The 13,098-nt window shown below is 40.2% G+C and carries 11 protein-coding genes; 4 read left to right on the top strand and 7 right to left on the bottom strand.

Annotation, left to right across the window (positions count from 1 at the left end; genetic code table 11):
* The first annotated feature begins 71 nt into the window (after positions 1-71).
* Both O3C63_01870 and O3C63_01865 read left to right on the top strand, forming a co-directional pair.
* Complete coding sequence (locus O3C63_01870) at positions 72-425, top strand: hypothetical protein (GenBank protein ID MDA0771669.1); 354 nt, start codon at positions 72-74, stop codon at positions 423-425.
* A gap of 12 nt (positions 426-437) precedes the next feature.
* Complete coding sequence (locus O3C63_01865) at positions 438-779, top strand: hypothetical protein (GenBank protein ID MDA0771668.1); 342 nt, start codon at positions 438-440, stop codon at positions 777-779.
* Positions 780-807: 28 nt separating this feature from the next.
* Here the strand turns inward: O3C63_01865 and thrC are convergent, their stop codons facing one another.
* The 4 genes from thrC to O3C63_01845 form a co-directional block, all read right to left on the bottom strand.
* Positions 808-1,884 carry a threonine synthase gene (thrC, locus tag O3C63_01860; GenBank protein ID MDA0771667.1) on the bottom strand — a complete coding sequence of 359 codons (1,077 nt, stop codon included), beginning with the start codon at positions 1,882-1,884 and terminating at the stop codon, positions 808-810.
* 253 nt (positions 1,885-2,137) lie between these two features.
* Positions 2,138-3,337, bottom strand: a complete 1,200-nt coding sequence (locus O3C63_01855) for a radical SAM protein (GenBank protein ID MDA0771666.1) — start codon at positions 3,335-3,337, stop codon at positions 2,138-2,140.
* The gene (locus O3C63_01850) at positions 3,330-4,781 is read right to left on the bottom strand and encodes a phosphoglucomutase/phosphomannomutase family protein (GenBank protein MDA0771665.1); all 1,452 of its coding nucleotides are present in this window, start codon (positions 4,779-4,781) and stop codon (positions 3,330-3,332) included. Before O3C63_01850 ends, O3C63_01855 begins: the two co-directional genes overlap by 8 nt.
* A 41-nt stretch (positions 4,782-4,822) precedes the next feature.
* The gene (locus tag O3C63_01845; protein MDA0771664.1) at positions 4,823-5,731 is read right to left on the bottom strand and encodes an HDOD domain-containing protein; all 909 of its coding nucleotides are present in this window, start codon (positions 5,729-5,731) and stop codon (positions 4,823-4,825) included.
* 177 nt (positions 5,732-5,908) lie between these two features.
* Between O3C63_01845 and aroB the strand changes: the two genes are divergently transcribed.
* On the top strand, positions 5,909-7,549 hold the full coding sequence (aroB, locus tag O3C63_01840; GenBank protein MDA0771663.1) for a 3-dehydroquinate synthase: 1,641 nt from the start codon (positions 5,909-5,911) through the stop codon (positions 7,547-7,549).
* Positions 7,550-7,609: 60 nt separating this feature from the next.
* On the top strand, positions 7,610-8,737 hold the full coding sequence (gene carA, locus O3C63_01835; GenBank protein MDA0771662.1) for a glutamine-hydrolyzing carbamoyl-phosphate synthase small subunit: 1,128 nt from the start codon (positions 7,610-7,612) through the stop codon (positions 8,735-8,737).
* On the opposite strand, the gene ribH is transcribed toward carA, so the two are convergent.
* From ribH to O3C63_01820, 3 genes are all read right to left on the bottom strand, one after another.
* A complete protein-coding gene (gene ribH, locus O3C63_01830; GenBank protein MDA0771661.1) occupies positions 8,676-9,164 on the bottom strand; it encodes a 6,7-dimethyl-8-ribityllumazine synthase in 489 nt (162 codons plus the stop codon). The genes carA and ribH overlap by 62 nt on opposite strands.
* Before the next feature lie 84 nt (positions 9,165-9,248).
* A complete protein-coding gene (gene mnmE / locus O3C63_01825; GenBank protein MDA0771660.1) occupies positions 9,249-10,544 on the bottom strand; it encodes a tRNA uridine-5-carboxymethylaminomethyl(34) synthesis GTPase MnmE in 1,296 nt (431 codons plus the stop codon).
* Between the two features lie 132 nt (positions 10,545-10,676).
* A complete protein-coding gene (locus O3C63_01820; GenBank protein MDA0771659.1) occupies positions 10,677-12,953 on the bottom strand; it encodes a sensor domain-containing diguanylate cyclase in 2,277 nt (758 codons plus the stop codon).
* Between the last annotated feature and the right edge of the window lie 145 nt (positions 12,954-13,098).

Raw genomic sequence — 13,098 nt, 5'->3', positions numbered from 1 at the left:
ATAATTAAGCCAATCTATATTTACAAATACTTAACATTGAGTATTTACCGAATAGGTTATTATCATTGTTTATGATTAGCATAGTACCCAGTGCAGCAAAACAAAAGGAAAGACCTAAAGCAACCGCTGCTAATGAGCCTGTTTCAAATCTAGTATATGGTAATCCACCAGTTAAACAAAAAGTAATTATAACTACAGCTGAAAGAACAACCCCTCCAAAATTCAATGAAACAAGTAGTGAAAGACCTGTCACACAGAAACCCAGACTATTTATTCAAGAGTATAGAGAAGCAAAAGCAGAAGCAGAGGCACAACAACGAAGAGAAGAATTAGAGAGCCTTGCAAGATTTGCAAATAGTATTACAAGAAAACCTCGCGAAGATCATAAAGACACTAGACCTTCATTTGAAAGAGCAAATGGCTAATAATTAAACATCATGAAAGCAAACCCAATACCACCAATACCACCAAAACCAGTCTATTTGTCCTTTAAAGAGTTAACGGATGACGGTGTTAATGTTACCAAGGCACAGATTGCAAAAATAGAACCATGGCAACCAACAAACATAATTGAATCAAGAAGAGGACCAGTTGATCTAGACGATCTTCATCGACCTTATCAATCTGATGGATTAATGGATTATGCTTTAGAAGAAATGGAACGTCAGTTTCCAACCGTTCCAACCGAAAAACCAAAATCTTTAACAGAGACAAACACGGAAAGAACAACAAGAAGAAGAGATATCCATATACAACCTGCTACTGTAGAAGCAGGTTAACCTCCTAATTTTTGACTTAAGTCAAAAATTAACTCAATCCAAGCGCTTTAGCAACATCCTTAATCTCTGACTTATAAATCTTCTCAGCACTAGCCATATCTGACTGCTCCATTGCTACTTTGGGATCTTTCAAACCGTTACCAGTTAGCACGCAAACCACTGTAGAGCCAGGTTCAATCTTGCCAGCTTTGGCAGCTTTGATTAATCCAGCAACACTAGCGGCTGACGCCGGTTCGCAGGCATAACCCTCAGAGCTGTGAATCACACGGTAAGCAGCCAGCATCTCATCGTCAGTTACCTTGTCTATCAAGCCACCACTTTGATCTCTAGCAGCCTCAGCTTGCTTCCAGCTAGCTGGATTACCAATACGAATCGCTGTTCCGATTGTCTCTGGATTTGCCACAACTGCTCCGTCAACTATTGGCGCAGCGCCAGCTGCTTGAAAGCCATACATCTTAGGCTTCTTGTGAGCTTTTTTATAATCAGAAAATCCTGCCCAGTAAGCAGTGATATTGCCAGCGTTACCAACAGGGATACAAAGATAGTCAGGCGCGTCCCCAAGCTCATCACAAATCTCATAGGCTGAGGTTTTTTGTCCTTCAATACGATACGGATTAAGTGAATTCACAAGTTCAATTGGATACTTATCACAAAGGTCTTTGACAATATCAAGTGCCACATCAAAGTTGCCCTCTATCTGAATTACCTTGGCGCCATAAATCATTGCTTGAGAGAGCTTGCCAAGAGCAACATAGCCAGCCGGGATAATCACAAAACATTCCATTGGATAACCCAAGCCCCTTGCTCTTGCTGCAAAAGCTGCTGCTGACGCTGAAGTATTGCCGGTACTCGCACAAATAATTCTAGTTGCACCCTTCTCAACTGCTTTGGTCACAGCCATTGTCATACCACGATCTTTAAATGAACCAGTCGGATTCAGTCCTTCTATTTTGAGATAGACTTTAAGATCCTTGACTCCTGTTAGCCCAGCAATGTGCGGTGCCGGCACCAAAGGAGTATTGCCTTCTTGAATAGAAATTATTGGGGTGCTTTCGTTTACTGAAAGATATTTGGAATACTTTTGTATAGTGCCTTGGTAAGCCATAGCTTAATTATAGCAGCGAAGCCGCTATGTAAAAATAGCGAGATTGAACTCTGCAAAGATGACTAATTTGTTTTAACTAAGATGATTAGTCAGGGAGTGCAAAGCTCTTGAGGTATTCGGGTTGAGGTCTCCGACGTTTTTGCAAAGCAAAAACACATAAAAACCCCTCATGGCTACGGTCCGATAACGAAAGAGCTTTGACTCCTTGACGAAAAAGTAGTTAAATTTTGTTGGTTTGTCAATTGAGGTAAAATTAATTACCCGCAATTAACTCATACTGTGTATTGCGTTGCGCCGCTTCCCTACCAGTCGCCTCAATATAGTAAATCATCTCTTGGACATTGGCATGATGAGTGGTATTGGCTGCAGAAACTACATTCTCTTCCATCATATTGCCACCAAGATCATTGCAACCAAAGGCAAGAGAGGCTTGACCGAGTTGATGTCCCTGAGTTACCCAACTCGCCTGAAAATTATCGATATTGTCTAAATAAATTCTTGCAATAGCAGTTGTGCGTAAATAATCATCACCCGATGAGTTTTTATTATAAGCAGGTAGCTTGCCTTGCTTCTCTAGGCTCGTCATGATTTTAGCAAGCGGAGTTTCACCAGCCTGAAAGTTCCAATTAACAAAAGCTGTGAAACCATGAGTCCTATCTTGCAAGTCACGCAAGACTCGCATATGCTCAACTCTATCAGCATAAGTCTCAACATGCCCGTACATCATAGTCGCTGACGAGCGCATACCCAGACTATGAGCAAGCTCCATAACATCAAGCCAAACCTGTGTAGTGATTTTAAGAGGCGCAATAATTTTGCGCACCGACTCAACCAAGATCTCTGCACCTGCACCAGGTAATGAATCCATTCCAGCTTTTTGTAATTCAATCAAGACTTCTTTGATCTGTTCAAGACTAGGTTCATGAATTATAGATCGATTGGTACCATCTCCGTAAATATCAACAGGAGTAATTCTTTTCTCTGTGATATGCACAATCTCAGCCGGGCTAAGTGCGTGCAAAGTCACACCAGGAAAATCTCGTTTGATCTTGGTAAATAAATCAGTATAGTAATCTAAACCCAAAGCCGGGTTGTGACCACCTTGCAGAAGAATCTCTGTGCCGTTAATTGCAACAAGTTCTGCTATTTTAGGCTTCAACTCAGTCTCATAATCTAAGACATAAGCTCCAGGAAAGCCAGCCACCTCATCACCTGGAGGCGCATAAAACGCACAGAAACTACATCTTGCTGTACAAACATTGGAGTAATTAACATTGCGTTGAACCACATAGGTTGTTGGCTCACTGTCAGGATGCTTGCGCAAACGCAATTCATTAGCAACATAGGCAAGATCCAGGGCTGTTGCTTTGTCAAAAAGCTCAAGAGCTTCATCTTCAGAAATGCGCTTGCCATCAAGGGCTTTATTTAAAATAGGGTTGGCGGTTTTAAGCATCACTTGTCTCCACCAATTGACTTACAGCAGCAACCAGCTTATCCAATTGCCCCTTATCATTCCCTTCAAAATAGACCCTACACATAGCTTCAGTACCACTAGGACGCGCCAGGAACCAAGAACCATCATCAAGGTAGACCTTGGCGCCTTCAGTTCTATCAATTAGTTTCACTTCAAAATCACCAATATTGTTCAGGTCATCATTAAACAAAGCCATAAAATCATCCTTTGCTTGACCTTCCAGGTGCAAATCTAATCTATTGTAGAAATAATTCTTGCCAACAAAATCCTGCACCTCTTGCCAAAGCACTGATAGTTTCTTGCCGGTAACAGCAAGCACTTCAGCCATCAAGACAATCGCTAAGACTCCGTCTTTCTCTGGGATATGACCAAGTATACTCATGCCACCGGATTCTTCTGCCGCAATCACAGTATCTTGATCCAACATTACTTCACAAAGCCACTTGAAACCAACTGCTGTCTCAATTGTATTTAAGTCAAACTTGCGAGCGATATCATCAAGCAAATGAGTTGTTGCAACAGTACGAGCGATTACACCTCTATAGCCACGGTACTCTAAAAGATATTTGAGAATAATTGAGACGGTTTTATTGGCTGGGTAAAAAGCACCGGTCTCATCCATAAAAGCAAAACGATCTGCGTCACCGTCATTGGCAGCGCCCAAGTCAGACTTAGAATCTAAGATAGTTTGACGCAATTCTTGCAATTGTGGTTCACTTGGATCTGGCATAGAGCCGCCAAAGCTGGGATCTCTAATATCATGTATGGTAATCAAATCAAAACCCAATTCTTCCAATAACTTATTAGTGTAATTTCTACCACAACCAAAAAGCGGGTCATAAACGAGCTTGGTTTGTTGCTTTTGATTGGCTTTTTGGATAGTGCCAAAATCGATTATCGAACGAATATGCTCAAAATACGACTCGCGTACTTCTATTAATTCAGACTTGGCAGTTACTGCATTATTAGTAAATTCACCTCTTACTGCAATATCAATCTTGTCTAAAATCTTGTCAGTAATTGCTTTAGATGAAGGGCCAGCATATTCAGGAATATATTTAATACCCATGTACTCAGGGGGGTTGTGGCTGGCAGTGAAAATCAACGCCCCGCACGAATTATTCTCTTTGGCTGCAAAAGCAATCACCGGAGTTGGAACAGGGTGATCTATATACCTAACCTCAATACCCCATGAAGTGATTTTATCAATGGCAAACTGAGCAAACTTGTCAGCGAGCAATCTTGCATCATAACCAATCAAGAGTGGTTTCTCAGTACCATAGTTCTCAAGTAAATAAAGCGCAAGACCATTAAGGAAGATCTCCAAATTAGCATAGGTAAATTCCTTGGCAATAAGGGCTCGCCAGCCATCAGTACCAAATTTAATCTCATGAAGCTGCGAAGGGGTAGAAAAAAACGACATACCTTGTATTTTAGCATGAGCCCACTTACCTAGCTGCTGAATTAATGTGTAACAGACATCTCAAACTCTAATGATTTAACAAACAGTAAACTAATCTTATTGCCCCACTCTTCAGTACTCAATTTGAGCCCAAGACCCTCAATAGAGGCTTGAGAATCAGTCCAGATACTTGATGGACTTTGAGTTTTATCAGAAAAACACTTGGCAAGAAATTTTGCAAAGTTGGCAATTTTGGTAAGTTGAATATTCTGAGTTCTCACCTTCTCTGAGTTGTAACCACTTTGTACAACATCAATAACCGAAGAAGGCACAGAAAAATACTTAAATAGTTTTGCACCAAATTCTCTATGATCAAAACCTAGCACAACCATTTCAGCTTCAACATTACTCAATCCCTTATCAATCTTGTCTTGAATTTTTTCTTGAGATTCTGGATCATTAATAGAAAGTACTATTGATGGAATATCTGCAAGCAAAGCCGCAAAGAAAGCTTGTTCTGCATCTTTATAATCAACCCATTTTGCGATTGCTTTTGCAATTATTGCAGCTCTAATAGAAAGTCTCCATGATTCTTTTAAATCAACAGACTCTAGTCTCTGAGCTACTGCATTATGATATTTTTTAGCGAGATCAATTTCTAGTGAGCTTTGGGTAAAGTCTTTTTCTAACTTGTTGATTGCATTAACAACATCATTTTTGTTTACGTTTTTATAGTTTTGTTCAATTGCTGGAATTTGGAGCACCGCAGCAACAGTAGCTGCATCCTTACCAATTTCTTCAGTCATTTCACTTGGCTTAGTATTAACCGAGTAAGCCATTTTTAATAATTTAAAAAAATAACCAGGCTTCTGCGGAAGGTAATCCGTATTCTTGATAAGCTCCGACATTTTACCAAAGGCGCCTACTCCTATGGTAAATAAGGCTTTTTTAGTTTCATTAAGTTCTAACATGATATATTCCTCTCACTTTGTATTTTCGTTTTAACATCAGTACCAGACCCACCGGTGACTTAATGTCCACGTTAGTTAATATCGGATACTTACCAGAGGAACTGCAATGAAATTATCAAATTTCAACTATTTACCTAGGTCATTAGACCCAGAACGTATTAGAATGTTGACTAACAGATGCCAAAAATAAAACTAAATGCAAAAGGCAATATCACGCTAACTGGCTTAATGGGTTCAGGCAAGTCCACCATTGGCCGTCATTTAGCTTATGTGCTGAATAAAGAATTCATCGACACGGATGAAGAAATAGAAAACCGTCAAGGCAAAAGCATTAATGAGATCTTCAAAGACAAAGGCGAAAAGCACTTTCGTAAACTAGAACAAGAACTTATCCAAGAAGTCTGCAAGCTCAGCAATATGGTTATCTCACTTGGTGGTGGGGCAATTGTTAATGAAGAGAACCGCAAACTTATCAAACGCAACTCGTCCTTGGTCACATTGATTGCTGACCCTCAAGAGCTTTATGATAGAGTCAAACGCCGCAAGAATAGACCTCTACTCAAAGGTGGCGACCAATTAGAGACCTTGCAAAAGCTTTGGGAAGAGCGCAAGCCAGCCTATATGGACAGTCACCTGCAAATCAAAACTGGTAATAAATCCATTAATCTCATAGCAAGAGAAATTATGAAGTTCTTTGGTTTCCGCAAACCTAAGATCAAAGAGTTTGAAGTGATGATTCCAAGTGCCGAGCATCATTACAAAATACTTTATCGCGAGCTCAATAAAATCGACCTAAGTTCACTTAAAGCAGGACCCAATATTTTAATCGTCAGTCAAAGCAATATCGCAAAAAAATACCTTGCTGAAATCGAAGGGCCACTATCCTCTGACTACAAAGTACACAGCATGGTAATTGCCGATGGTGAGGAAGCAAAGAATTTCATCACCTACCAATTAATTATCCAAAAACTCTTGTCGCTCAACTTTGAACGCAAGGATACCATCATAGCCCTTGGTGGCGGAGTCGTGGGTGACACGGTGGGCTTTGCAGCTTCAACTTATTATCGCGGGATCAACTACGTGCAAATCCCTACTACATTACTGTCTATGATTGACTCTTCTGTTGGAGGCAAAACTGCAATCAATGTCCCCGAAGGCAAAAATCTTATTGGTACTTTTTATCAACCCAATATGGTGCATATCGATTCATACTGCTTGCGCAGTCTTCCAGAAAGAGAATACAAATCCGGACTTGGCGAGATGGTTAAATATGCGCTACTTGGAATGGAGTGGGACCACCTGATTGGAGATAGTTTCTTTGAACATCTCATCAATAACGCTGACGCCATAGTTAACAAGGATCATGATGTCCTCAATGAAATTATTGACCACTGCCTTAGAATCAAGTCAGGTATTGTTGCTCAAGACGAAAAAGAAAAAGGCATCCGCGCTTACCTCAACTTGGGTCATACCTTTGGTCATGCCATTGAAGAACTGACTGAGTTCAAACGCTACTCTCATGGTGAAGCTGTTGCCATGGGTATCATCTCAGCTTGCTATCTTTCTGAAGAGCTTGGTTATTTCAAAGAAAAATACACGACTCAAATCAAAGGCTTGATGGACAAATTGGGCATTAGCTACACTATCCCCAAAGATCTAAAAGCTAAAGACTTAATAGATGCCTTCAGATACGACAAAAAAGTCGAGGCTGGCAAGACCAGGTTCATTATCCCTAAATCCAATATTGGTAGGGTTGAGATTGTTTCTAAAGTGGATGATTCGGCGCTCAAAGCTGCTATTGAACGAAATAGGGAATAGGGTCGTATCATTTATAGTAAATAGCGAAGCTCTGTAGCGTAAAAAATGTTAAAATGTCCAATGTCAGGATACGACCCTCATATGGCAAAACTACTATTAGAAGACGGCAGAGAATTCACAGGCAAAAGCCTTGGTGCAACAGATACTAGTTTTGGGGAGCTAGTTTTTAACACTGGTATGACCGGTTATCAAGAAACCATGACTGATCCGAGTTACGCTGGGCAGATCATTACCTTTACTTATCCAGAGATTGGCAATTATGGTTGCAACAATGCTGATTATGAAAGTCCAGACATGAGCACTAAAGCCAAAGGCATGGTGCTCAAAAACTATAGCCCCATAGTGAGCAACTTCCGCGCCCAAGAAAGCCTGGATGATTTCCTCAAGAAGCACAATATCACTGCTATCTATGATGTCGACACTAGAGCTATCACCAAACATATTCGCGACAAAGGTGCAATGCGCGCTGTAATTTCAAATGATGACAATGCTAGCACTGACGAGTTGATGGCAAAGCTCAAAGAATTTCCTTCTATGGACGGACAAGATCTTGCTTCAGCAGTCACTTGCAAGCAAAGCTATAAAGCCAAGCTCTCAATCAAGTCAACAGCTTCATTTACTAAGACCTATAAAGTAATCGCTATTGATTTTGGAATTAAGCAAAACATCTTAAACAAGCTCATCACGCATGGTTGCCAGGTTGAAGTAGTGCCAGCAAGTACTTCTATTGACTACATCCTAGAACAAAACCCGGATGGTATTTTTCTAAGTAATGGACCTGGAGACCCAGCTGCTGTAGATTATGCAGTCAATACCGTCCAAGAATTACTAGCCAAGTTTGGTAAACCAATTTTTGGAATTTGTCTTGGTCATCAAATTCTTGCTCTTGCTTGCGGCGCAAAAACATTTAAGCTCAAGTTTGGACATAGAGGTGTCAATCAACCAATCAAAAATCTCAAAACTGGCAAAATTGAAATCGCTTCACACAATCATGGTTTTGCAGTAAGTAAAGAAAACCTACCTGATAATTTAGAGATCACTCATTTGAATATCAATGATGATACGATTGCTGGAATTAAACACAAAAATCGCAATAATGTATTTTCAGTACAATATCATCCAGAAGCTAGCCCTGGACCACATGATAGCGACTATCTATTTGAGCAATTTGTTGCACTAATGCAATAGCACTCAAAGCCACTTCTCTGCCTTTATCTTCTTTGTTTCTTGAAGCTCTTGTTTCTGCTTGATCTTTGTTTTCACAAGCTAATACTCCATTCAAAACAGGTACATTAAAAGTAAGCGAGACATCCATCAAACCTCTTGCACTCTCATTTGCAACGAGTTCAAAATGCAAAGTCTCACCTCTAAAAATAGTCGCAAAACAAATCACCGCGTCAAAGTCACCAGTCTGCACCAATTGTTGTGCCATGATTGGTAACTCAAGTGCGCCAGGTACTTCAAACTCTTCTACCTGAGCACCATGCTCTTGCAGAGCCTCTTTGGCAGACTCAGCCATTTCTTGATTGAATTCACTGTTCCAACTAGCAGTGATTATTGCTATTTTCGAGTCAGAGTTGTTGTCGATATTGAAGGTCGGTTTTGATTCGCGCATGATAGTTTATTTTAGCATCCTCTGTCATAGCAAGTCTAATCCTTAACCAAAGCGTGCGTTGTGGGGATACGACCCTGGTAATCGCTATTTACCAATACAAAACCTACTGAATATATTATCGAGCAATTCTTCTGTCAAAGTCTCGCCAGTAATCTCACCAAGAGCAGCAATCGCCCCGCGCAAATCGATAGTCCAAAAGTCAATTGCAAGCTCAGTAGCAGCTTGAGATTTAATTAGAGCGTCTTTGGCTTTGCGCAAAAGGTCAGCTTGACGGTGATTAATTTTGACTTGAGACTCTGAACTGATATCCATGACTCTAGAGTATATAAGTTCTTTAAGCTCTTCTATATTAGTTGAATTGTGAGCAGAAATCATCAAATCATAATTAGCATCAGGACAATCTACCAAATCAAGCTTGGTGCCGATGTGCAAACAATTAGCTTCAAGCTGCCAGCGCTGATGATGAGTTTGAGTCATATCTGCCAAGACCAAAGTAAGATCAGCTTCCTTAATCGCTTGCTGACTGCGTTCTATGCCGATACGTTCAACTTGGTCACTACTCTCGCGAATACCAGCTGTATCCAAAAGCACTATCGGTAAACCTTTGATACTATAATTCTCTTCAATCAAATCGCGAGTGGTTCCAGCAATCTCAGTAACTATGGCTCTTTCTTTTTTCAGTAAGGCATTCAAGAGTGTCGATTTACCAGCATTAGGCTGACCGACAATAGCTACCTTGTAACCCTCACGCAAAACATGTCCTTCCTGCTCGCTTTCAAGTATTTTTTCTATCTCTGCAATTGTCTTTGCCATTTGCTTTTGGTATTTAGCTTTGTCATAGTCCTCAACTTCATCTGGGAAATCAATAGAAGCAGTGAGTGCACCGAGCGTATTTAACAAATCAGTTCTTATTGTTTTAATTTCAGAACCTAAATCACCTTGATAGAGCTTGATAGCGTTGACACCAGCTCTATCACTACGCGCTTCAATCAAATCCATAATAGATTCCGCCTGACTCAAATCTATCTTGCCGTTCATCACCGCTCGCTCAGTAAATTCACCAGGCTTAGCTAAAACGGCGCCAGCCTCTAGTATCAATCTCAAGATCTTTTGACTTAGCCAATAACCACCATGGCATTGGATTTCAATTACATCTTCACCGGTGTAACTGCGTGGTGCCTTGAAAGGCAAAATCAAAGCTTGTTCTATTTTTTGATCGCCATCATAAAGCCAAGAGAGTTGGAATTTGCCAGCCTCGTCATCCTGAGGAGCAGAGCGACGTAAGGACCTCACTATAGGCCAGCTCTCACTACCGCTAATTCTAATAATAGAAACGGCGGCATTACCAGGTGCTGTGACTATGGCTGCAATTGTTGACACCGCAGTGATTATAGCAGTCAGTAAATTTAATCATCGAGTCTCATAGATCCTCACGTCGCTCTGCTCCTCATGATGACGGACACCTAGATTTGTTCTCAAATGTTCAAGAGCAAGACATTTCGGAGCAAGTCCCTATAACTCTAAAGTAGTACTAATAGCATCTCTACCTTTATGTTTCGACTGATAAAGCGCTTTGTCCGCAAGAGTCTTGAGCTGCTCATAATCATAAGGATCATCAGGAGTAGCTGCTATTCCGATACTACAAGTCAAAGCTTCAGGCCAAGTACTATGTTTCACCTTACGTAGATTTTCGGCAATTCTACTAGCAACAATTGTTGCTCCTTCAATACCAGTGCCAGGCAAAAGAACCATAAATTCATCACCACCAAAACGTCCAACAACATCAGAGAGCCTATGATGCAACTCATCTATCGGAGTTTGCCTTACTGTTTTGGCTAATATATTAGCCAGGGTTTGAATCGCTTCATCACCAGCCTCGTGACCACCATGAATAGTGTCATCGTTAATTGCTTTCAAGTGATCAACATCTATTAACAAAAACGCGATTGCGCCTTTATTTTTTTCTGCCCCTGCGATAGCTCGCTTGGCAATTTCTCTAAAATATTTTTTATTATAAAGACCAGTGTCTGGATCCATCTTATTAAAACGATTAATAGTGTTAAACAATGCAGCATGTTCAATGGCAATTGCAGCTTCCGAACCAACACGGAAAATAAACTCAATCTCTTCATTCAAGAAGCTACGCTCTCTATCGCACTGATGGACTGTGATTGTGCCAAGCACCTTGCCTCGTGCGACAAGCGGAATTGATAAGTAGCTCTTAAGATTAATTGCCTTAGCTACTTTTAGTAAAGCAGGACTTTCATCCGCTAAATGAGTTTCCACTGAACTAATATTCAAGACTTCAAGAGCGCTAGAATAACTATTAGATTGAGACAAACTAGTAATCCATTCTCTTTCAAATCCAAAAATCAAATCTGCACTTGGTTCGTAGCCAGTAGAACAATATTCTTCTTCTGTTTTAATAATCCTAAAATCATCGGAGAACCTTCTAACAAAACAACGATTGAGCCCAAGCACTTCACCAATACCTTTGGCAATTTGTCCAAGCACAACAGAAATATCCAAACTGTCTCTAATATCACTACTCAAACGATGCAATAAAGCCATTTGCCTTTTGGTTTGCTGCGCTTCTTGATAAATAGATGCCTGAATCAGAGCTATTTCTAATTGTTTGGCAACCCCTTCTAACAGTAACTGCTCATCCTCTGTCCAGGTGCGGATTTGATTAAAGAAACCAAGTGAAACAACACCAATCAACTCTTTACTATTATCACGAAACAAACCGCAACAGAGATATGACTTAAGTCCAACAGCTTCAAGTCCACCCCAAGTATGAATTTCAGCTTCTTGTTCTATCGAACTAGGTACTTGAATCGAAGGATTGAGCCAATTTGGTTCCAAATCTGTTTTGAGAGTTGCATAAATCGCGTCAATCATTTTCGCGGAATAACTATCATTAACAGACCAAACCTTGTGCCCAAAACTTCCTCTGATTTTGCGATTAAGAATTACAATCCCGCAAGACTCTGCGCCCATCACTTGAGCAATCTCTGCAACCGCAGTTTCAAGAATACTATCAACAACGAGTGACTCTCTAATCTTGGTAGTAATTTGATTAAGCAGGAATTCTCTTTGAGCCATTGTCAAACTCTCATTATGTAGTTCATTTTGATTAAACACTGTTGCCATCTGCTCTGCAAAGAGTTCTAAAATCTCAGCATCTTCACTTGTCCATGACTCATTACGAGCAGCAACCAAAAGCCCCCACTCTCTTCCACGAATTTTAGATTTGATAATTTCAACTTCTAAGTCTTGGTCAATAAAATCAGCTTCTTGAATCTCTTCAAGCTCCAAAACTCTCTCTTTATCAATTAAAGTATTACTAGACGCCGAATCAAAAAAAAGATTGTAACCCTTGAATAAAAACTCACCATCATCGTCTCTATTAATCAAGCGCTTGAAGAAATATAAACCCTTGAGCTTCATGAAGCTCTCAAGACTTTGATAGATTTTTTCAAGTGCTAATTCTGGTTTAAAAGTCTTACGCAACTCAGAAGTAAGAGCACGAATCAAAGTCGTTTGTGTTTTCAATGCAGCGCTTTTCACAAACAAGCTCAAAGCGTCAGTAATTTCTTCCCAAGCTGGTTCTAATTTTGGAGCAAGCGCAAACAAAATTCCCCATTGACCGATCTCAAATTTGAGTAAATCTGGGTTATTAAAAGAGATTTGAGACTGATCACAACCTTGAGGAGCAAAGAGTTTCTCTTCTGTTTTACTGAGTATAAACAATTGTTTGGTAGCAATTTGTCCCTGCAAATGCTCCAAAAACTCCACTAAAACCTCATGAACATCAAGTTCTCCCTCTTCATGAAGTGCTTTAGCTAATATTTTCGTAGCGCTGAGGTTTTGACTAAACTTAATAATATTTAACTCCGACTTTAACCGTTCGATAACCTTTTTACAGTACTAA

This window comes from Cyanobacteriota bacterium, assembly GCA_027618255.1.
In the GTDB taxonomy this organism is placed as follows: Bacteria; Cyanobacteriota; Vampirovibrionia; order LMEP-6097; family LMEP-6097; genus JABHOV01.
Note: the sequence above shows the minus strand (reverse complement) of the source record. Positions and strands in the feature narration are given on the sequence as shown.

Excerpts from the sequence above, each read along its gene's own strand:
- O3C63_01855 (MDA0771666.1), bottom strand. The coding sequence starts at position 3,337 with ATGCTTAAAACCGCCAACCCTATTTTAAATAAAGCCCTTGATGGCAAG.
- ribH (MDA0771661.1), bottom strand. The coding sequence starts at position 9,164 with ATGCGCGAATCAAAACCGACCTTCAATATCGACAACAACTCTGACTCG.
- O3C63_01865 (MDA0771668.1), top strand. The coding sequence starts at position 438 with ATGAAAGCAAACCCAATACCACCAATACCACCAAAACCAGTCTATTTG.
- carA (MDA0771662.1), top strand. The coding sequence starts at position 7,610 with ATGTCAGGATACGACCCTCATATGGCAAAACTACTATTAGAAGACGGC.
- thrC (MDA0771667.1), bottom strand. The coding sequence starts at position 1,884 with ATGGCTTACCAAGGCACTATACAAAAGTATTCCAAATATCTTTCAGTA.
- O3C63_01845 (MDA0771664.1), bottom strand. The coding sequence starts at position 5,731 with ATGTTAGAACTTAATGAAACTAAAAAAGCCTTATTTACCATAGGAGTA.
- aroB (MDA0771663.1), top strand. The coding sequence starts at position 5,909 with ATGCCAAAAATAAAACTAAATGCAAAAGGCAATATCACGCTAACTGGC.
- O3C63_01850 (MDA0771665.1), bottom strand. The coding sequence starts at position 4,781 with ATGTCGTTTTTTTCTACCCCTTCGCAGCTTCATGAGATTAAATTTGGT.
- O3C63_01870 (MDA0771669.1), top strand. The coding sequence starts at position 72 with ATGATTAGCATAGTACCCAGTGCAGCAAAACAAAAGGAAAGACCTAAA.